The organism is Micromonospora lupini str. Lupac 08 (genome assembly GCF_000297395.2).
GTDB classification, from domain to species: Bacteria; Actinomycetota; Actinomycetes; order Mycobacteriales; family Micromonosporaceae; genus Micromonospora; species Micromonospora lupini.
The window spans coordinates 2,505,792-2,525,106 of record NZ_HF570108.1 but is presented as its reverse complement, the minus strand read 5'-3'; the positions used below and the strand labels follow the sequence as shown (position 1 = coordinate 2,525,106).

The following is a 19,315-nucleotide window of genomic DNA, read 5'->3' as shown; positions in this document are numbered from 1 at the left end:
TGTGACACATGGTTAGCGAGGATGTTCTACGGACGCACCTGCAGGAGCTGCGTCGAGGCACCGTCGTGGTGGCCAGCCTGGTCGCGCTCCGCCGACCGGACTACGGCTACGCACTGCTGCAACGGCTCACCGACCACGGCTTTCCGGTCGACGCCAACACGCTCTACCCGCTGCTGCGCCGCCTGGAGGACCAGGGCCTGCTGACCAGCGAGTGGAACACCGAGGAGAGCCGGCCGCGCAAGTTCTACCGGACCAGCGACGAGGGCGAGTCGATGCTGAACCGGCTCCTCGACGACCTCGCCGCCGTACAGACCTCCATCACCGGGCTGATCCAAGGAGTGGACCGATGAACACCCTGACCGACCGCTACCTGGCCGCCACCCTGCGCTCGGTGCCCGCACAGCGTCGCGACGAGATCGCCACCGAGCTGCGCGCCTCGATCGAGGACATGATCGAGGACCGGGCCGGGGGCGGCGAGGACGCGGCGGCCGCCGAGCGGGAGGTGCTCACCGAGCTGGGCAACCCCGACCGGCTGGCCGCCCGCTACGCCGACCGCCGGCTCCAGCTCATCGGCCCGACGTACTACCTGGTCTGGCTGCGGCTGCTGAAGCTGCTGCTCAGCTTCATCCCGGCGCTGGCCGGCACGGTGGTCACGGTCGTCGCGGTCGTCGACGGCAGGGGCTTCGGCGCCATCGGGCCGGGCCTCGTCGTCGCCCTGCACGTGGCAGTGCACATCAGCTTCTGGCTCACCCTGACCTTCGTCCTCATCGAGCGGTCCCAGCCCACCGTCGAGCTGCCCGACTGGTCCGTCGACGAGCTGCCCGACGTGCCCGCGCACCGCGACGTCTCGCTCGTCGACACCATCGCGTCGGTGGCCATGCTGGTGCTGACCATCGGTTACCTGCCCCTGCAGCACTACCAGTCGTGGGTGCGTGCCAGCGACGGCGACAACATCCCCGTCCTCGACCCCGCGCTCTGGTCGTTCTGGCTGCCGGCGCTGATCGTCATCCTGCTCGCCATCGCGGTGTTCGAGATCGTCAAGTACCGGATCGGGCGCTGGAGCTGGCCGCTGTTCGCGGTCAAGGCGCTGCTCAACCTGGCGTTCACTCTGGTGCTGGCCGGGCTGGCGCTCTCCGACGCGCTGCTCAACCCGGCCCTCGGTGAGCGGCTGAGCTGGCTGGCGGACGCGGACAACCGCGGCCTCGTCAACGCCCTCATCGCGCTGGGGGCCGCCGTGGTGCTGGTGTGGGACCTGATCGACACGGCTCTCAAGACCCGCCGCAGGACGACCTGAGCGACAGCGTCAGACGGCGGCCCGGCGCGGACACCCGCGTCGGGCCGCCGCACGTCGGCGCGCTGTCACCGCAGGTCCGTCCGGATAGCGGACGCCATGCCGGACGTGGCATCGTTCCCGGATGACCGAGGCACAGCGCGACGAGTGGCGCCGTCCGGGCCCGACGGCGGAGCAGCGGCGGATCGACCTGTGGATCGGGCTCGCGGTGACCGGGCTGGCGCTGGTCAGCCTCACCCTGGCCCGCAGCACCGGGGCGTTCCTGCTGGGACCACCGCCGTCCGGGCCGGAGCAGTTGTTCTGGACCGTCGCGGTGACGCTGCCGCTGGTCGGGCGGCGGCGCTGGCCGGCCGCCACCCTGCTGGTCGTCGCGGTGGCGTTCATCGCCGCGCAGGCCCGGTCGGCGCCGGAGTCCCAGTTCTCCTCCTGGGCCCTGTTCTGCGCCCTCTACACGATGGGCGCCTGGGGACGTGACCATCAGGTGGCCCGCCGGCTGCGCATCGGCGTGATCGCCACGATGTTGGCCTGGCTGGGCGTCTACTACGCGGTGACGATCGACCACATCCCGCCCGGCGCCTTCGACGACGCGGTCGGCCCGGTGCCGCCGGTGCTCGCCGCGATGGTCAACGGCGTCCTGGTCAACGTCCTGGTCTTCGGGTTCGCGTACTTCTTCGGCGAGACCGCCTGGGTGGCCGCGCGGCGTGAGCACGAGCTGCGCGAACAGGCCACGGAGCTGCGCCGCTCCCAGGCCGAGGGCCGGGAACGGGCGGTGCTCGGCGAGCGGGTCCGGATCGCCCGGGAGTTGCACGACGTCGTCGCCCACCACGTGTCGGTGATGGGGGTGCAGGCGTCCGCCTGCCGCCGGGTGTTCGACCGCGACCAGGACTTGGCCCGCACGGCGCTCGCCGCCATCGAGCAGAGCGCCCGCACCGCCGTCGACGAGCTGCGCCGGATGCTCGGCGTGCTGCGCGCCTCCGGCGACAGCGACGTCGCGCGGTCCGCGCCGGGCGACGTCGCGCGGATCGGTGAGCTGGTCGAGCGGGCGCGGGCCGCGGGCCTGCGCGCCACCCTCGGCGTGTACGGCGAGCCCGTCGCACTGCCCGAGTCGGTCTCGCAGGCGGCCTACCGGGTGACGCAGGAAGCGGTGACCAACACCCTGAAGCACGCCGGGGCGGACCTGCTGGACGTACGGGTCCGCTATCTGGCCCGGGAGGTGGAGGTCGACGTGACCGACGACGGACGGACCGTCCGCCGGGCCGACACCCCCGGGCTCGGCCTGATCGGGATGCGCGAGCGGGTCACCGCGCACGACGGCGAGCTGGAGGCCGGCCCCCGGGCCGGCGGCGGTTGGCGGGTCCGAGCCCGTTTCCCGCTCGCGGACCCGGCGATCGGCCGCCAACGGGACACCGGCGACGGACAGTCGTTGACGGCCGGGGCGGGGCGGTCGTCTTGAGCGCCGCACCGGCCACCCCGATCCGGGTGCTGCTCGCCGACGACCAGCATCTCGTGCGCACCGGCTTCCGGATCATCCTGGAGGTGGAGGACGACATCACCGTGGTCGGCGAGGCCGCCGACGGCGCGCGGGCCGTCACCATGGCCCGCGCCACCCGCCCGGACGTGGTGCTGATGGACGTGGAGATGCCCGGCATGGACGGGCTGGAGGCCACCCGGCGGATCACCGACGACGGGCCGGACGCGCCGGCGGTGCTGATCCTCACCACCTTCGACCGCGACGACTACCTCTTCACCGCGCTGCGAGCCGGGGCCAGTGGTTTCCTGCTCAAGAACGGCACACCCGAGGAGCTGATCGAGGCGATCCGGGTGCTGGCCCGTGGCGACGGTCTGCTCGCCCCGGAGATCACCCGCCGGGTGATCTCCACGTTCGTCCGTCCCGGCGATCCGGCGGGCACCGCACACCGGGGCGCCGACGCCGAGGCCGCGCTGGGCGAGCTGACCCCACGGGAACGCGAGGTGCTGGTGCTGCTCGCCGCCGGGTCGAGCAACGCGGAGATCGCCACGGCGATGGTGCTGGGCGAGGCGACGGTGAAGACGCACGTGAGTCGGGTGCTGGCGAAACTCGGCCTGCGCGACCGGGTCCAGGCGGTGGTGTTCGCCTACGAGAACGGGGTGGTCCGTCCCGGTGGATGACCGGTGTCCACCGCGCGACGGACCCGTCGGCTCACCCGTCGGGCGGAGGGCGGGGCGCCGCGCTCGATCTAGCGTGGACGCGTGACCAGAACGCTTCGCCTGGACGGCGTCGACCGCAGCTTCGGCGACCGGCAGGTGCTCAAGAACGTGTCCTTCGAGGTGGCAGCCGGCCGGATGACCGGCTTCGTCGGCGCCAACGGCGCCGGCAAGACCACCACCATGCGGATCATCCTGGGTGTGCTCGCCCCCGACGCCGGCGAGGTGACCTGGGGCGGCGCGACGCTCACCCGGCAGGACCGCCGCCGCTTCGGCTACATGCCGGAGGAGCGGGGCCTGTATCCCAAGATGACCACGCGGGAGCAGGTGACCTACCTGGGTCGGTTGCACGGCCTGGACTCCCCCGCCGCCCGGCGCGCCACGGACGCGTTGCTGGAGCGGGTCGGGCTCGGCGAACGCGGCGACGACCTGCTGGAGACGCTGTCGCTGGGCAACCAGCAGCGGGCCCAGATCGCCGCCGCGCTGGTGCACGACCCCGAGGTGCTGGTGCTCGACGAGCCGTTCTCCGGCCTCGACCCCCTCGCCGTCGACACGGTCGTCGCGGTGCTGCGGGAACGTGCCGCCGCCGGAGTGCCGGTGCTGTTCTCCAGCCACCAGCTCGACGTGGTGGAGCGCCTCTGCGACGACCTGGTGATCATCAACGACGGGGTGATCCGGGCCGCCGGCAGCCGTCAGCAACTGCGCGACTCGTACACCTCGCCGCGGTTCGAGCTGGTGGTGGCGACCGACGCCGGCTGGGTCCGCGACCAGCCCGGGGTCACCCTGGTCGAGCTGGACGGCGCGCGGGCGGTCTTCGACCTGCCGGTCGGCGCCGACGAGCAGCCCCTCCTGCACGCGGCCCTCGCCCGCGGCCCGGTTCGCGCCTTCCGCCCGGTCAGCCCCTCGCTCACCGAGATCTTCCGAGAGGTCACCCAGTGAACGTCACCCAGGCCACCCGGCTGGTCGCCGAACGCGAGATCCGGGTCAAGCTCCGCGACCGTACCTTCCTGTTCGGCACGCTCTTCTTCCTGGTGATCGCCGCCGCCGGCACCATCCTGCCGCCGCTGCTCTCCGGCGGCCCGAAGAGCGTGGCCGTCACCCAGGACGCGGCCGGCCCGCTGCGCGCCGCCGGGCTCGACGTCCGGGTGGTGGCCGACGACCGAGCCGCCGAGCAGGCCGTTCGCGACGGCGACGTGGACGCCGCGGTCGTCAGCGGCCCGGCGGTGCTCGCCATGGACGAGGCCCCCGACGAGGTGGTCCGGGCGTTGAGCACCGCGCCGCCGGTGCGCCTGCTCGATCCCGACGCGGTCGACCCGGTGGTGGCGTTCCTGGTGCCGTTCGTGTTCGCGTTCGTCTTCTTCATCACCTCGCAGACCTTCGGCCTGCAGATCGCGCAGAGCGTCACCGAGGAGAAGCAGACCCGGATCGTGGAGATCCTGGTCGCGGCCGTGCCGGTACGGGCGCTGCTGGCCGGCAAGGTGATCGCCGGGGGCATCCTGGCGCTCGGGCAGATCGTGCTGATCGGTCTCGTGGCCGTCGTCGGCATGCGGATCGGCGACAGCGGGGACCTGCTCACCCTGCTCGCCCCGGCGATCGGCTGGTTCGTGCCGTTCTTCCTGCTCGGCTTCGTGCTGCTGGCCGCCATGTGGGCGGCGGCCGGCGCCCTGGTCAACCGCCAGGAGGACATCGCCGGTGTGTCGACGCCGGTGCAGCTCGCCGTCATGCTGCCGTTCTTCGCGGTGATCTTCCTGAACGACAACGCGACAGCGATGCGGGTGCTGTCGTACCTGCCGTTCTCGTCGCCCACGGCGATGCCGCTGCGGCTGTTCACCGGCGACGCGGCCGGCTGGGAGCCGATCGTGTCGCTGGCCATCCTGCTGGCCGCCGCGGGCGCCTTCCTGGCCGCCGGCGCCCGGGTCTACGAGGGTTCGCTGCTGCGAACCAACGGCCGGACCTCGCTGCGCGCCGCCTGGCGGGAGCGGGAGAGCATCGGCTGACCGACGACGGCCCACGACGGGCGTCGGTGTCCTGACCGGACGCTGGCGCCCGTCGCCGTCCCCGGCCCGTACGGCACCGGACCGATCACTCGTTCGGTGGCGGTGAACAGGGCGAACGCTCCTACGGTGAGCCGATCCTCACGGCAACGACCTGGTCGTCGCCTGCTCCGGACCGGAAAGGCTCTCCATGACCCCACCGATCGACCCGCGGCGCTCCGGCACCGCACGGCACCTCCGGCGCTTGCTCAGCGTGGTGCTGGCGGTAGTGCTCACCAGCACGCTCACCACCCTCGTCCGCTCCGCGCCGGCCCACGCCGCGGCGGGCAACCTGATCCTCAACGGCACGTTCGACAACGGCAGCACCGCGCCCTGGTGGACCCGCCTCGCCTCCACCAGCACCACGGTCAACTCCGGGCAACTGCGCATCCGCACCAGCTCGACCGTCGGCAAGCCCGTCTGGGAGGACCTGGTCGGTCACTTCGAGTTCGGGGTGACGGCCGGCCAGCCGTACCGCCTGGTGTTCGACGCCTCCGCCGACGTCGGTCGCGACGTACGCGTCTCGGTCTCCCGGGTGGACACGCCCTTCACCTCGGCCTTCGACCAGTCCGTCGCGCTCACCTCCGCGATGCGCCGCTTCACCTTCGACTTCACGTCTCCGTTCGGCGACCCGAAGGCGGTGCTGCTGTTCCACTTCGGCGACCACGCCGCGTCGACGATCCGGTTGGACAACATCTCGCTCACCCCGCTGGCCATCGACCCGGCCACCGACCCGATCCTGTACTGGAACGGCATCCTGCTGGGCGCGTTCAAGGGGATGGACCTACCACCGACCGAGCTCTCCCGCCACGCGGCCATCCTGCACGCGGCGATGCAGGACGCCGCCGTCTCGGTCACCGGCGTCGGCAACCCCTACCGGGTGCGGGTGCCGGTCAGCTATCCGGGGACCATGGACGACGTCGTGGCCCCGTCGCTGCACGCGGCCATCGACAAGGCGGCGTACGACGTCCTGACCACCCTGTACCCGAGCCGGAGCGGGGTTTTCGCGGGCGCCTACGGCACCGCCGTCACGCGGCGGCCGTCCGGCGTGAACAGCGCTGAGGTCGCGCGCGGCGAGACGGTCGGCGCCGCGGCCGCCGCCGCGAACCTCCAGGCCCGCGCCAACGACGGCTCCAGCACCCCCGGGGGGTACGCGTTGGACGGGGTCGACGGCTCCTGGCGGCCGACCGACGGAAAGCCCGCGGTGAGCCCGAACTGGGGGCGCGTCACCCCGTTCGCGCTGACGGCGGGTGACCAGTTCCGACCCGGTCTGCCGGCCGGCGCGTCCGACTACGCGGACCTGCTCGCCACCGACGAGTACCGCGAGCAGGTCGAGGAGGTCCGCACCCTGGGCGGCAGGACGTCGTCGGTGCGCACCACGGAACAGACGCAGATCGCGTTCTTCTGGGCCAACGACCTGCCCGTGACCTACCGGCCACCGGGCCAACTCTTCGCGCACACCCGGATCGTGTCGGAGCAGCGGAAACTCGGCATCCTGGCCAACGCTCGCCTGTTCGGGCTCGTCGCCCTGGCCCTCGCCGACGCCGCGATCGCCGCCTGGGACGCCAAGTACCTGACGAAGATCGACCTGTGGCGGCCGGAGACCGCCATCGGCAACGGGTGGCAGCCGCTGTCGCAGGATGAGGCCGGCGTCTCGTTCTCACCTGCCTTCCCCGCGTACATCTCCGGGCACGCCACCTTCGCCGGCGCCTGGGCGGCGGTGATGAAGGCGTTCTTCGGCACCAACGCCATCGCCTTCGACGCCACCACCGACGACCCGCACGCCCGGGGGGTCGTCCGACGCATGACCGGCTTCGACGAGGCCGCCTGGGAGAACGCGCTCAGCCGGATCTACCTGGGCGTGCACTACCGCTTCGACGCGGAGGCCGGGATGGCCACCGGCAACTCCGTCGGCGCGTACGTCTTCGCCACCCGGCTGCGACCGTGAGTCGTCCGCCGGCCTGAGGGGGGCTCCCCGCCCGGTCTACCGACCGGGCGGGGAGTGGCGTCCGATCAGGGTGCGGGCGGGCAGTGCCAGTGACCGAAGTCGCCGGTACGCGACCAGACGTCCCGCGCCGCGGCGATGTTCCAGCCCGCGTCCAGGGCGGTCCGACTGTCGACGCCGCGCCGCGACAACTCCATGTCGCTGAACTGGAACAGGCCCCAGCGGCGCGACCCGTCGGTCATCACCTCCACCCGCAGCGGGTCCAGCCCGGACAGGCACCGCGCAACCCGCACCGCCTCGGCCGGGTCCTGGGCGAAGGTCTCCCGCAGGGAGATGCTGACGCGGTTCTCCGGCCACATGACAGGCAGCACCGGGTCACGCGACAGGGCGTCGAGGACCGGCTGGTCCACCGTGCCGCTCACCGACAGGCCGACCATCGCCTGGAAGGCGATCACCCGGCTGGTGGTGTCCGGGCCGAACCAGCCGTCCACGGGTACGCGCAACCCGCTGGCGGCCAGACGCTCCTGCAGATCCAGCACACAGGGGCCGTACATGCCCTGCCGGAGGACGAGCGGGCAGGCGGTGGCCGACGCGGACGTCGCGGCCTCACCACGCGGCAGCAGCGCCCCGACGGTCAGCGCGCCCACCAGGGCGAGCGCTCCCATCCGCAGCCGCCGACGTGCCGGTCGGCTCACCGGATGCGGGTCACCGGGTGTCCGATGTGTGCTGTCCGGCTCGGCAGACGTCGAGGCGGGTGGTGTCTGCTCGTCCTCCCAGCGCGCCGGCTCGCTGAGCCGGGCATCGATCTCGCGGCGCAGACCGACCCACCGCTCGATGTCCGCTGCCGGAGTGCCGCAGGCGGCGAGCAACGCCACGACGGTCCGCTCACGGGGCAGGGTGTTGCGCCCCAGCATGGTGGCGAGGGTGCTCGGGGGCAGCCAGTGCCCGGCCGCCGAGGCCCGGCGCGAGATCTCCCGGTACGTCAGGCCGGAGCGTCGCCGTACGTCCCGAAGTGCCACCACGAACTCCCCCGCCGTGGCCGCCTGCGGCACCCGGTCCCGGGCAGCGTCAATCATCGGATCCCCCCGCGTCGTTGATCTGGTCAGGCTCGGACCGGAGCCCCTCGGCCGGTACGCCGGTCAGCGGCACGGCCATCGGGAAAAACGCTAGATAACCGGGTCGCCGGAGACAATGCCCTGGTCCGGCGCTCGCGGTGTCCGAGCAGCTCAGGGCCTTCTGTCCGGGTCTTGTCCGACCATCTCGGACAGACGCCGCACGGCGCCTTGCCCCGGGGCGCATGGGGTCAGGAGAATCAGGTGATGACCACGGGGGACCTACGACCGGACGAGGCGGCCGACCCGGCCGAGTTCGTCGACCTACTGCGCCACCTCAAGGACCGGTCCCGGCTGACGTTCCGGCAACTGGAACAGCACGCCGTCGCGGCCGGCGACGTGCTGGCCCGCAGCACCGCCGCCGACGTCCTGCGCCGGTCCACCCTGCCACGACCCGAGGTGCTGGCGGCGTTCGTGCGCGCCTGCGGGGCGGGTGACCAGGTCGACGAGTGGCTGCGGGCACGGGACCGGCTCGCCGCCGGCGCGTACGCCGCGCCCGCTGCGCCGGCGACCGCACCGACGCCGTCGGGCGCGAGCGCGGGCGACGTGTTGACCGGCGGGCCCGACGAGGCGCGGTCCCGGTGGTTCGCACGACCCGCGCCGCTGGCGACGCTACTCGCCGTCGCCGTGTTGGCCGCGTTCGGCGCCTGGTTCCTGTGGCCCGACGACGATGAGCAACGGACGGCGGAGAAGCCGGCCGCCACCTCGACGGCCACGCCGGGTGCCAGCGCCTCGGCCGGCGGCAACGGCACGCCGCCGGCCAGTGGCCGAAGCCGGATCCGTCCCGCCCGCGCACCGCAGCTCTGCATCAGCGAGGGGCGCGACCGCAGCGGCGGCTACGACGATCCCGTGGCGGTGCAGCGGCCCTGCGCCGGCGCCACCCCACCGGAGACCTACCTGGTGCCGGTCACCGACGACCTCTACTTCGTCAAGTGGGACCATCCGGTCAACGGGGTGGGCTGCCTCACCGTCCGGCGGGAGGATCCCGGTCGCTACCTGATCGAGCCGTGGGACAAGTGCAGCACCGACTCCGGGGCCCAACTGTTCCGCTTCGAACCGACTGGTGCGGTTCCGAACGCGTACCGCCTCCGCCCGGCGGACAGCGACCTGTGCGTGGGCATCCGGGACGACGCCGGCGAGGTGCCCGCCGAGGCGGCGGCCGAGCCGTGCACCGGTCAACCGGATCAGGAGTTCCTCGTCGATCCGGTGCCGGAAGGCTGACGCCGCCGCACGCCACGGCCCGCACGCCACGGCCCGCACCGCCACGGCCCGCACCGCCACGGCCCGCGCGCCGCTGCCCGCGCGGCACGGCCCGCACCGCCCGGCACGGCATGCCACCGCCCGCTGGCCGCCCGGCGCGGCCTGCACGGTCGCCGCTCGTCGTCAGCGGGTGGGCACCGCGGCCCAGCCGGCCGGCAGTCGAGGCGTCGGCCAGGCCGGATCGGGTTGCCACCGCGCCCACGCCGGGTCCCACCAGCGCTGCCCCGCGTCGAGCAGGGCGGCGATCCGGTCACCCTCGCCGCGGATCGCGTCCGCCATGCCCGGGTAGCGCCCCTCGACGAGGCGCTGCGCGAACATCTCGACGTCCTTCCAGACGTACCGGTCGTCGTCCGCGCCCCACCACAGGTCCAGCTCGTGGTCGAGCGTGTCCACCCCGACAGGGGTACGCCGCAGCGGGTCCTGCAGGTTGAAGTACCAGCCGGCGAAGTCACGCTGCGGGCCCGTCCAGAACACGTCCACCGAGTGGGCCTCGCCCGGCCGGTGCAGCATCAGCTTGCCGTGCCCCGACCAGGCCCGGTGCCCGGCCGTCTCCCACGGGTGCCGCCCACAGGGGAACTCGCCGTCGGTCGGGAAGCCGAACTCCGCCCCCGGCGGGAGGTAGAGGGCGAGCAGGTCGGGCGAGTCCTCGACGCAGATCGTCGGGCAGCCGAACCAGACCTCGCCCCGCAGGATCTCCCGCCGGACGACCACGTCACCCGACGCGAATCGGCGCTCCACCATTTTTCCGGAACCTCCTCGTTCGCCCCGAGGAAGCGTACGGCCCGGTCACGACCGCCTCGGCGACGGCGCGCGTGATCGACTCCGTTTCACGGAAAGCGGGGTGTCCGCACGCGTCGGACACCCCGACTTCCACGAAATCGAGTCGATCAAGGGCACGCGCCTGGCGGGCCGGACGGGTCACGGGCTCTCAGGCGTCGACGGCTGCCATCACGTCGTCGCTGACGTCGAAGTTCGCGTAGACGTTCTGCACGTCGTCGCAGTCCTCCAGGACGTCGATCAGCTTGAAGATCTTGCGGGCGCCCTCTTCGTCCAGCGGCACGTTCATGCTGGGCACGAGGGAGGACTCGGCCGACTCGTACTCGATGCCGGCGTCCTGCAGCGCGGTCCGCACCGGAATCAGGTCGGTCGGCTCGGAGACCACCTCGTACGCCTCACCGAGGTCGTTGACCTCCTCGGCGCCGGCGTCGAGGACCGCCATCATGACGTCGTCCTCGCTGGTGCCCTCCTTGGGCACGATCACCACGCCCTTGCGGGAGAACATGTACGACACCGAGCCGGCGTCGGCCAGCGAGCCGCCGTTGCGGGTGAGCGCGGTGCGCACCTCGGTCGCGGCCCGGTTGCGGTTGTCGGTGAGGCACTCGATAAGCATCGCCACGCCGTTGGGGCCGTAACCCTCGTACATGATGGTCTGCCAGTCGGCGCCGCCGGCCTCCAGGCCGGAGCCCCGCTTGACCGCGCGGTCGATGTTGTCGTTGGGAACCGAGCTCTTCTTCGCCTTCTGGATGGCGTCGAAAAGCGTCGGGTTACCGGACGGATCGCCGCCGCCGGTGCGCGCGGCCACCTCGACGTTCTTGATCAGCTTGGCGAACATCTTGCCGCGCTTGGCGTCGATGACGGCCTTCTTGTGCTTGGTCGTCGCCCACTTTGAGTGGCCGGACATCTTCTACCTCCGTCTGTCATTGCACGCCTGCGTCGACTGCCGCACCGATACCGCGCCGCATCCGGCGATCCGGCGGCCGGTCAGCCCCGCGGGAAGTGCCGCGCCGGGCGACGGCCCTGCCGAACCGCGGCAATCTTACCGAGGTCACACCGCGCCATGTCACACCCGGGACCTGCCCGGGGTGCCGAATCGGCGCAGAGCCCGCCCCGGACCAACGATCGGAGGCCGGGATCCATGCCCGTCCGCCCGCGTCCGCCGATCAGGCGGCCCGCACCAGCTCCACGAAGTACGCGTGTACGCGCAGGTCACCCGTCAGCTCGGGGTGGAACGAGGTGGCCAGCAGGTTGCCCTGCCGCACCGCCACGATCCGTTCGGCGGCCGGACCGCCGGTCACCTTTCCGATCACCTGGACGGCCGCGCCGACGCGCTCGACCCACGGCGCGCGGATGAACACCGCGTGGAACGGCTCCCCCGGCACACCGGCGATCTCCACCGGCGCCTCGAACGAGTCGACCTGCCGGCCGAAGGCGTTACGCCGTACCGTCATCTCGATGCCCGCGAAGCCGCGCTGGTCGGGCCGGCCGTCCAGCACCTCGGTGGCCAGCATGATCATGCCGGCGCAGGAGCCGTAGACCGGCATGCCGTCGGCGATCCGCTTGTCGATCGGCTCGCGCATCTCGAAGATGTCGGCGAGCTTGCTGATGGTGGTGGACTCGCCCCCCGGGATCACCAGCCCGTCGACCGCGTCCAGCTCGCTCGGGCGGCGGACCGGGCGGGCGTCCGCGCCCGCCGCGGCCAGCGCCGCCACATGCTCCCGGACGTCGCCCTGGAGCGCGAGCACACCGATCACAGGTGCCGTCACCGCGTCACCACCACGCCTGAGTCGATCAAGGCTCACCAACCGCGCTCGGCCAGGCGGTGCGGCTGCGGGATCTCGTCGACGTTGATGCCGACCATCGCCTCACCCAGACCCCGGGAGACCTTCGCCAGCACGTCCGGGTCGTCGTGGAAGGTGGTGGCCTTGACGATCGCGGCGGCCCGCTGAGCCGGGTTGCCGGCCTTGAAGATGCCGGAGCCGACGAAGACGCCCTCCGCGCCGAGCTGCATCATCATCGCCGCGTCGGCCGGAGTGGCGATCCCGCCGGCGGTGAACAGCACCACCGGCAGCTTGCCACTCTCGGCGACCTCCTTGACCAGGTCGTACGGGGCCTGCAACTCCTTGGCCGCGACGTACAGCTCGTCGGCAGGCAACGAGGACAGCCGGGCGATCTCCTGACGGATCTTGCGCATGTGGGTGGTGGCGTTGGAGACGTCGCCGGTGCCCGCTTCACCCTTGGAGCGGATCATGGCCGCGCCCTCGGTGATCCGGCGCAGCGCCTCACCCAGGTTCGTCGCGCCACAGACGAACGGCACCGTGAAGGCCCACTTGTCGATGTGGTTCGCGTAGTCGGCCGGGGTCAGCACCTCGGACTCGTCGACGTAGTCCACGCCCAGCGACTGGAGGATCCGCGCCTCCACGAAGTGCCCGATACGGGCCTTGGCCATCACCGGGATGGACACCGCCTCGATGATCCCGTCGATCATGTCGGGATCGCTCATCCGGGACACCCCGCCCTGCGCGCGGATGTCGGCGGGCACCCGCTCCAGGGCCATCACCGCGACCGCGCCGGCGTCCTCGGCGATCTTGGCCTGTTCGGCGTTGACGACGTCCATGATCACGCCGCCCTTGAGCATCTCGGCCATGCCCCGCTTCACGCGGGCCGTGCCGACGACGGGGGCGGTGCCGGTGGTCGAGGCGGTGTTTTCGGACACGGGTCATCGCTCCTTGGACGTGCGGTGGGGGTGGCAGCGAAAATGCTACGCACCTCTCAACGCCGCGCCGACAGCCAATCAGACCCCCGGTGGCCTGCACTGTGGCCCTGCTCACCGCCGCGCCGGCCCGCCAGGCCCACTCCGGCTACGCCCGGGGTCAGCCCACGCCGCTCAGCCCACGCCGGTCAGCCCGCGCCGGTCACGTCAGCCGGCCGGAACGTCCGCCGGCACGACGAGCGTCGGGTCGTCGATGTCGAAGTAGCGCGGCCACTCCCGGCCCCGCCCCATCCGCAACAACCGCACCAGCGGACGACTACGCGCCGAGCGGGCGTCGCGAACCAGGTCGGTGTGCACCTGCCGGGACAACGCGAGACGGCGGCTCGCCGCGATGACCGCCGTGCAGTCCGGATCGGCCGGGTCCAGCCGTACCGAGCGCAACTGCCGGGTCAGGTCGTTCTCGGCCGCCTCCCGCTCCTGCGGCGGAGCGTCCAGCGCGATCCTCGCCGCCGCGTACAGCTCGACCCCGAAACACCGCTCCGCCAGGACCGCGGCGGCCGCCGCCCGGCGCAGCAGGTGGGCGTCGAGGGCCCGCGCCGCCAGCTCCGCGCGGCCCTGCAGCCGCTCGACCCGGCCGGCGGTCCAGATGAGGTACGCCGCAAGCACCCCCACGAGCACACTCGCGGCCACCACCCACCACATGTGCGGCATCGTAGTGCTGCTCCGTTTCTCCTCCGTTGCGCGCGCCCGCGCCGGTCACCGGCGTCACCAGCCGCACCATCAGTCCCCCGGCTCAGCCCAGCCCCACCCACTCCTGGTCGATGACCCGCCCGTCGGTCGCCTCGATCGCCGCTGCGTATACCTCCAGTACACGCCGCGCAACCACCGGCCAGTCGAAATTCGCCACCACCTGATCGCCGCAGGCGCTCAGCGTGGCCCGCCCGGCCGGATCGTCGAGCAGCTCGGACAGGGCGTCGCGCAGACCCACCGGGTCCCCGGTCGGGAACAGCCGCCCCGCCCGCCCCCCGTCGAGCACCCGGCGGAACGCGTCCAGGTCACTCGCCACGACAGTGGTTCCGGCGGCCAGCGCCTCGGTGAGGATCATCCCGAACGACTCGCCGCCGGTGTTCGGCGCCACGTACAGGTGCACGCTGCGCAGCATCCGGGCCTTGTCCGCCTCGGTGACCAGCCCGAGGAACGTCACCCGCTCCCGCAGCGCGGCCGGGAACTGGTCGTACAGGTCGTCCGGGTCGCCCGGGCCGGCGACCAGCAGCCGCAACCCCGGGCGGGTCGCCGCCAGCGCCACGAAGGCGTCCCGCAGCACCGGGAAGCCCTTGCGCGCCTCCGTGAAGCGCCCCAGGAAGCCCAGCGTGCCGCCGGTGCCCGGCCCGCACTCCCCCGGCCAGTCCGGCAACGGCTCGGCGTCGGCGAACTTCGCCACGGCCACCCCGTTGGGGATCTCCACCGCGCCGCCGTCCATGTGCTCGACCTGCACCTTGCGGGCCAGCGCGCTCACCGCGATGCGGGCGGTGATCCGCTCCAGCACGATCTGCAGCACGCCCTGCGCGGCGGCCAGCACCCGCGAACGGGTCATCGCCGTGTGGAACGTGGCCACCACCGGCCCGCGCGCGGAGAGCACCGCCAGCAGCGACAGGCTCAACGTCAGCGGCTCGTGCACGTGCAGCACGTCGAAGTCACCGTTGGTGAGCCAGCGCCGGACCCGGGCCGTGGAGACCGGACCGAACGCGATCCGGGCCACCGACCCGTTGTACGGCAGCGGCACCGCCCGGCCGGCGGACACCACGTACGCCGGCAGCGGAGAGTCCTCGTCGGCCGGCGCGAGCACGCTCACCTCGTGCCCGAGGGTGATCAGCGCCTCCGCGAGGTCCATGACGTGGTTCTGCACCCCGCCGGGGACGTCGAAGGAGTACGGGCAGACGATGCCGATCCGCACGCGTCAGCCACCCCCTTCAGGACCGGCCCGGGGCCGGTGCCGACAACTCCGCGCCCCCCGCGCCACGCTGGTCCAGCCACATCCGCTGCAACATGTGCCAGTCTTCCGGATGTCGGGCGATACCCGCCGCCAGACCGTCGGCGATCAGCTGGGTCAGCGACCGGGCCCGCTGGTCCAGAGGTCCCGTCTCGGGCCCCGGCACCGGAAGCGGGCCGGTGAGCGAGGCGCACGCCGTGTCCTTCTCGTACCACATCGAGGCCACGTACAGCGGCGCTCCGGTGTGCAGCGCGAGCAGCGCCGGCCCGGCGGGCATGCGGGTCTTCCCGCCGAAGAAGTCGACCTCCACCCCCCGGGCGGAGAGGTCCCGGTCGGCAAGCAACGGCACCACCGCACCGGCACGCAGCCGGTCCAGCAGCACGTCGAACGCCGGACGCGGCCCGCCACGGGTCGGCAGGATCTCCATCCCCAGGGCCTCCCGGAAGGCCATGAAACGCTTGTACAGGCCCTCTGAGGCGAGCCGCTCGGCGACAGTGGTGATCGGCCAGCCGTTGGCCGCCACCCAGGCGCCCGCAGCGTCCCAGTTGCCGGCGTGCGGCAGCGCCACCACGGCGCCCCTACCGGCGGCGACGTCGGCGGCGAGCAGCTCGGCGCCGTCGAGTCGGAAGCCGGCCAGGACCTGCGTCCGGCTCAACGCGGGCAGCCGGAACGCCTCCATCCAGTACCGGGCGTACGAGCGCAGGCCGCGCTTGACGAGATCGTCCAGCTCGGCCTCGGGCAGCTCCGGGCCGACCACCCGGCGCAGGTTCGCGCGCAGTCGGGCCGTACTCCCGCCGGGGCGTCGGTGGGCGCGGTCCGCGCCCGCCTGGAAAGCCGCGGCCACCAGCGGCCGGGGTAGCGCACGGACCACCCGCCAGCCGGCGACGTAGCCAAGCTCGGTGAGGTTCACGCGGCCCGGCCGCCGGTCGTCCGGCACCCGGCCGGCGACGCGCCAGTCACGCCTGACCGTCCGGCTGGAGCTGCTGGGCCTGGCGGTAGACGTGCGCCATCCGCTGCCCCACCGTGAAGATCGAGATGGCGGCGAGCAGCCAGAGCGCAATCTCCAGCGCCGGCCGCACGCCGACGCCCGTGAGGATCCCGCCGACCCCGACGATCAGCAGCCGCTCGGTGCGCTCGGCGATGCCCACGTTGCAGGTCATGCCGAGCCCCTCGGCGCGCGCCTTCACGTAGGAGACCAGGCTGCCGGCGGCCAGGCAGACGAGCGCGGCCGCCACCCCGGAGTGATCACCCCGGGTGGCCAGCCAGTACGCGACCGCGCCGAAGACGGCGCTGTCGGCGACCCGATCCATGCTCGAGTCGAGGAACGCGCCGAACCTGGTGGAGCCGCCGCTCATCCGGGCCATCGTCCCGTCGAGCAGGTCGGTGAGCGCGAAAAAGGTCACGATCAACGCGCCCGCGACCAGGTGGCCGCGCGCACCGAAGCCGAGCGCGCCGACGAGCACACCAACGGTGCCCGCGACGGTGACGGCATTGGGAGTGACGCCCGCGCGCAGGAGGGCACGGGCAATCGGCTCGACGACGCGGGTCATCCCCGCGCGGGCCGACACTTGGAAGATCTTCGCCATGGCGGTCCCCACGATAACGGTCCGCCCAGGTCCGCCGATACGGCCGCCCCTCCGACCCGCCCGGGAGAGGCTTGTGCCTACCCGACAACGGGTGTGAGATCGAGCCGGAGGGTGAGCCAGCTCACCCGCCCGCCCGTCCCGTTCCCGTTGTGCAGCAGACCACCGGAGGATACTGCCGCGCACTCGCCCCGGGCCGCTTCCCGTCGCGCGGCAGTCGCCACCCACCACCGGCTGAGGGAGGTGCGCCCCATGGCGCAGAAAAGTCAGGAGAAGGGTTCCACCGGCGGCACCCCTGTGGTGACCGAACCCGCGCGGATTCGCAACGTGGTGCTCGTCGGGCACTCCGGAGCGGGCAAGACGACACTTGTCGAGGCCCTGCTCGCGGCCACCGGCACGATCGGCCGGGCCGGCAACGTCACCGACGGCACCACAGTCGGCGACCACGACCCCGCGGCCGTACGCCAGCAGCGCTCGGTCAGCCTGTCCTGCGCGCCGCTGCTGCACAACGGCATCAAGGTCAATCTGCTGGACACCCCCGGGTACGCCGACTTCGTCGGCGAGCTGCGGGCCGGTCTGCGGGCCGCCGACGCCGCGCTGTTCGTCGTCTCGGCGGCCGGCGGGATGGACGCCGCCACGGTGGCGCTGTGGGAGGAGTGCGCGGCGGTCGACCTGCCCCGTGCCGTCGCGGTGGCCCGACTGGACCAGCCCCGCGCCGACGTCGACGAGACGGTGGCGCTCTGCCAGCGCCTCTTCGGCGACAACGTGATGCCCCTGTACCTACCGATGCTCGGCGACGACGGTGTCTCCACCGAGGGCCTGCTCGGGCTGATCACCCGACGGGTCTTCGACTACTCCGCCGGGCTCCCCGCCGACGTCCGCGACCCGGACCCGGAGCACCAGCGGGCCATCGACGAGTCCCGCGACGAGCTGATCGAGGGGATCATCGCCGAGAGCGAGGACGAGACCCTCATGGACCGCTACCTCGACGGCGAGGAGATCAGCGACGAGGTGCTCATCGACGACCTGGAGAAGGCCGTCGCCCGGGGCCACTTCTACCCCGTCGTGCCGGTCTGCGCCGAGACCGGCGTCGGGCTGGACGTGCTGCTGGAGGTGCTGACCGCCGCGTTCCCGTCTCCGCTGGAGCACGATCTCCCGGCCGTCACCGGCGTGGACGGCTCGCCCCGCCCGCCGCTTACCTGCGACCCGGACGGCCCGCTGGTGGCCGAGGTCGTCAAGACCACCGTCGACCGCCACGTCGGTCGGGTCTCGCTGGTCCGGGTCTTCTCCGGCACGCTGCGCCCGGACCAGACCGTGCACATCTGCGGACACGGCATGGCCGAGCGCGGGCATCCCGACCATGACGCCGACGAGCGGGTCGGGCACATCTACACCCCGCTGGGCGCCACCCTGCGCGAGGTGTCGCAGTGCGTGGCCGGCGACATCTGCGCGATCACCAAGTCGGGCAGCGCGGAGACCGGCGACACCGTCTCGGCCAAGGACGACCCGCTGCTGATCGCGCCGTGGGAGATGCCGGAGCCGCTGCTGCCGGTGGCGATCGTCGCCCGCAGCCGCGCCGACGAGGACGCGCTGGCCCGCAACCTCGCCCGACTCGTCGCCGGCGACCCCACCCTGCGGTTGGAGCGCAACCCGGAGACCCACCAGCTGGTGCTCTGGTGCATGGGCGAGGCGCACGCCGACGTCGTGCTGGACCGGCTGCGCGCCGGAGGCGTCGAGCTGGACACCGAACCGGTCAAGGTGTCGCTGCGCGAGACGCTCACCGTGCCGGCATCCGGGCACGGCCGGCACGTCAAGCAGTCCGGCGGCCACGGTCAGTACGCGGTCTGCGACATCGAGGTGGAGCCGCTGCCCCGCGGCGCCGGTTTCGAGTTCGTCGACCGGATCGTCGGCGGCGCGGTGCCGCACAACTACATCCCGTCCGTGGAGAAGGGCGTCCGCGCCCAGCTGGAACGCGGCCTCGTCGCCGGTCACCCGGTGGTGGACCTGCGGGTCACCCTCGTCGACGGCAAGGCGCACAGCGTCGACTCCTCCGACGCGGCCTTCCAGACCGCCGGCGCGCTGGCGCTGCGCGACGCCGCCGAGCGCGGCCAGCCGGCGCTGCTGGAACCGATCGACGAGGTGACCGTCCGGGTGCCGGACGGCTCGGTGGGCGCGGTGATGGGCGACCTGTCCAGCCGGCGCGGCCGGGTGCTCGGCACCGAACCCGACGAGGACACCGAGGGCCGCACCCTGGTGCGCGCCGAGGTGCCGGCGACCGAGTTGCTGCGCTACGCCGTCGAGCTGCGCTCGATGACGGCTGGCATCGGCACCTTCCGCCGCCACTTCGTCCGCCACGACCCCATGCCCGCCCACCTGGCCGACCAGGCTCGCAAGGAACACACCCCCTGACTCCACGCCGGGCCGGCG

18 protein-coding genes are annotated in these 19,315 nt (G+C 72.7%); 9 read left to right on the top strand and 9 right to left on the bottom strand.

From position 1 onward, the window contains the following. The first annotated feature begins 8 nt into the window (after positions 1-8). The 7 genes from MILUP08_RS12720 to MILUP08_RS12690 all read left to right on the top strand — a co-directional run bounded on the left by MILUP08_RS12720 (position 9) and on the right by MILUP08_RS12690 (position 7,456). A complete protein-coding gene (locus MILUP08_RS12720; RefSeq protein ID WP_007458189.1) occupies positions 9-350 on the top strand; it encodes a PadR family transcriptional regulator in 342 nt (113 codons plus the stop codon). Next, positions 347-1,294, top strand: a complete 948-nt coding sequence (locus tag MILUP08_RS12715) for a permease prefix domain 1-containing protein (RefSeq protein ID WP_007458188.1) — start codon at positions 347-349, stop codon at positions 1,292-1,294. The genes MILUP08_RS12720 and MILUP08_RS12715 overlap by 4 nt, the downstream gene beginning before the upstream one ends. Positions 1,295-1,415: 121 nt before the next feature. Beyond that, positions 1,416-2,744, top strand: a complete 1,329-nt coding sequence (locus MILUP08_RS12710; protein WP_007458186.1) for a sensor histidine kinase — start codon at positions 1,416-1,418, stop codon at positions 2,742-2,744. Continuing rightward, positions 2,741-3,439: a response regulator gene (locus tag MILUP08_RS12705; protein ID WP_007458185.1), complete on the top strand. Its 699-nt coding sequence runs from the start codon at positions 2,741-2,743 to the stop codon at positions 3,437-3,439. Before MILUP08_RS12710 ends, MILUP08_RS12705 begins: the two co-directional genes overlap by 4 nt. A gap of 81 nt (positions 3,440-3,520) precedes the next feature. Then, on the top strand, positions 3,521-4,414 hold the full coding sequence (locus MILUP08_RS12700) for an ABC transporter ATP-binding protein (protein ID WP_007458184.1): 894 nt from the start codon (positions 3,521-3,523) through the stop codon (positions 4,412-4,414). Beyond that, a complete protein-coding gene (locus MILUP08_RS12695) occupies positions 4,411-5,472 on the top strand; it encodes an ABC transporter permease (RefSeq protein WP_007458183.1) in 1,062 nt (353 codons plus the stop codon). Before MILUP08_RS12700 ends, MILUP08_RS12695 begins: the two co-directional genes overlap by 4 nt. Positions 5,473-5,659: 187 nt before the next feature. Next, entirely contained in the window at positions 5,660-7,456 is a 1,797-nt protein-coding gene (locus MILUP08_RS12690) for a carbohydrate binding domain-containing protein (RefSeq protein WP_007458182.1), read from the top strand. A gap of 65 nt (positions 7,457-7,521) precedes the next feature. Here the strand turns inward: MILUP08_RS12690 and MILUP08_RS33755 are convergent, their stop codons facing one another. Then, complete coding sequence (locus MILUP08_RS33755; RefSeq protein ID WP_007458180.1) at positions 7,522-8,529, bottom strand: peptidoglycan-binding protein; 1,008 nt, start codon at positions 8,527-8,529, stop codon at positions 7,522-7,524. Positions 8,530-8,772: 243 nt separating this feature from the next. Here MILUP08_RS33755 and MILUP08_RS12675 point away from each other — a divergent pair, with 243 nt between their 5' ends. Then, positions 8,773-9,786 carry an RICIN domain-containing protein gene (locus MILUP08_RS12675; RefSeq protein ID WP_039905893.1) on the top strand — a complete coding sequence of 338 codons (1,014 nt, stop codon included), beginning with the start codon at positions 8,773-8,775 and terminating at the stop codon, positions 9,784-9,786. Positions 9,787-9,948: 162 nt separating this feature from the next. On the opposite strand, the gene MILUP08_RS12670 is transcribed toward MILUP08_RS12675, so the two are convergent. The 8 genes from MILUP08_RS12670 to pgsA all read right to left on the bottom strand — a co-directional run bounded on the left by MILUP08_RS12670 (position 9,949) and on the right by pgsA (position 16,891). Beyond that, complete coding sequence (locus MILUP08_RS12670) at positions 9,949-10,566, bottom strand: ribonuclease FAU-1 family protein (RefSeq protein WP_007458177.1); 618 nt, start codon at positions 10,564-10,566, stop codon at positions 9,949-9,951. 187 nt (positions 10,567-10,753) lie between these two features. Then, positions 10,754-11,506: a YebC/PmpR family DNA-binding transcriptional regulator gene (locus MILUP08_RS12665; protein WP_007458175.1), complete on the bottom strand. Its 753-nt coding sequence runs from the start codon at positions 11,504-11,506 to the stop codon at positions 10,754-10,756. Positions 11,507-11,765: 259 nt separating this feature from the next. Then, positions 11,766-12,368, bottom strand: a complete 603-nt coding sequence (gene pdxT / locus MILUP08_RS12660; protein WP_007458173.1) for a pyridoxal 5'-phosphate synthase glutaminase subunit PdxT — start codon at positions 12,366-12,368, stop codon at positions 11,766-11,768. A 32-nt stretch (positions 12,369-12,400) separates the two neighbouring features. After that, positions 12,401-13,318: a pyridoxal 5'-phosphate synthase lyase subunit PdxS gene (gene pdxS / locus MILUP08_RS12655; protein ID WP_007458171.1), complete on the bottom strand. Its 918-nt coding sequence runs from the start codon at positions 13,316-13,318 to the stop codon at positions 12,401-12,403. 204 nt (positions 13,319-13,522) lie between these two features. Then, on the bottom strand, positions 13,523-14,026 hold the full coding sequence (locus tag MILUP08_RS12650) for a hypothetical protein (protein ID WP_007458168.1): 504 nt from the start codon (positions 14,024-14,026) through the stop codon (positions 13,523-13,525). Between the two features lie 82 nt (positions 14,027-14,108). Continuing rightward, positions 14,109-15,269 (bottom strand): glycosyltransferase family 4 protein, encoded by a 1,161-nt coding sequence (locus MILUP08_RS12645; protein WP_007458165.1) that lies wholly within the window; start codon positions 15,267-15,269, stop codon positions 14,109-14,111. Positions 15,270-15,285: 16 nt separating this feature from the next. After that, positions 15,286-16,215 carry a phosphatidylinositol mannoside acyltransferase gene (locus tag MILUP08_RS12640; protein WP_039907859.1) on the bottom strand — a complete coding sequence of 310 codons (930 nt, stop codon included), beginning with the start codon at positions 16,213-16,215 and terminating at the stop codon, positions 15,286-15,288. Positions 16,216-16,261: 46 nt separating this feature from the next. Continuing rightward, the gene (gene pgsA / locus MILUP08_RS12635) at positions 16,262-16,891 is read right to left on the bottom strand and encodes a phosphatidylinositol phosphate synthase (protein ID WP_007458161.1); all 630 of its coding nucleotides are present in this window, start codon (positions 16,889-16,891) and stop codon (positions 16,262-16,264) included. Between the two features lie 249 nt (positions 16,892-17,140). Between pgsA and MILUP08_RS12630 the strand changes: the two genes are divergently transcribed. Further along, positions 17,141-19,297 carry an elongation factor G-like protein EF-G2 gene (locus MILUP08_RS12630; protein WP_007458157.1) on the top strand — a complete coding sequence of 719 codons (2,157 nt, stop codon included), beginning with the start codon at positions 17,141-17,143 and terminating at the stop codon, positions 19,295-19,297. The last annotated feature ends 18 nt before the right edge of the window (positions 19,298-19,315 follow it).

Bases quoted from the DNA above. Each gene is read 5' to 3' on its own strand.
- MILUP08_RS12720 (WP_007458189.1), top strand. From the start codon at position 9: ATGGTTAGCGAGGATGTTCTACGGACGCACCTGCAGGAGCTGCGTCGA.
- MILUP08_RS12715 (WP_007458188.1), top strand. From the start codon at position 347: ATGAACACCCTGACCGACCGCTACCTGGCCGCCACCCTGCGCTCGGTG.
- MILUP08_RS12710 (WP_007458186.1), top strand. From the start codon at position 1,416: ATGACCGAGGCACAGCGCGACGAGTGGCGCCGTCCGGGCCCGACGGCG.
- MILUP08_RS12690 (WP_007458182.1), top strand. From the start codon at position 5,660: ATGACCCCACCGATCGACCCGCGGCGCTCCGGCACCGCACGGCACCTC.
- MILUP08_RS33755 (WP_007458180.1), bottom strand. From the start codon at position 8,529: ATGATTGACGCTGCCCGGGACCGGGTGCCGCAGGCGGCCACGGCGGGG.
- MILUP08_RS12675 (WP_039905893.1), top strand. From the start codon at position 8,773: ATGACCACGGGGGACCTACGACCGGACGAGGCGGCCGACCCGGCCGAG.
- MILUP08_RS12670 (WP_007458177.1), bottom strand. From the start codon at position 10,566: ATGGTGGAGCGCCGATTCGCGTCGGGTGACGTGGTCGTCCGGCGGGAG.
- MILUP08_RS12665 (WP_007458175.1), bottom strand. From the start codon at position 11,506: ATGTCCGGCCACTCAAAGTGGGCGACGACCAAGCACAAGAAGGCCGTC.
- MILUP08_RS12650 (WP_007458168.1), bottom strand. From the start codon at position 14,026: ATGCCGCACATGTGGTGGGTGGTGGCCGCGAGTGTGCTCGTGGGGGTG.
- pgsA (WP_007458161.1), bottom strand. From the start codon at position 16,891: ATGGCGAAGATCTTCCAAGTGTCGGCCCGCGCGGGGATGACCCGCGTC.
- MILUP08_RS12630 (WP_007458157.1), top strand. From the start codon at position 17,141: ATGGCGCAGAAAAGTCAGGAGAAGGGTTCCACCGGCGGCACCCCTGTG.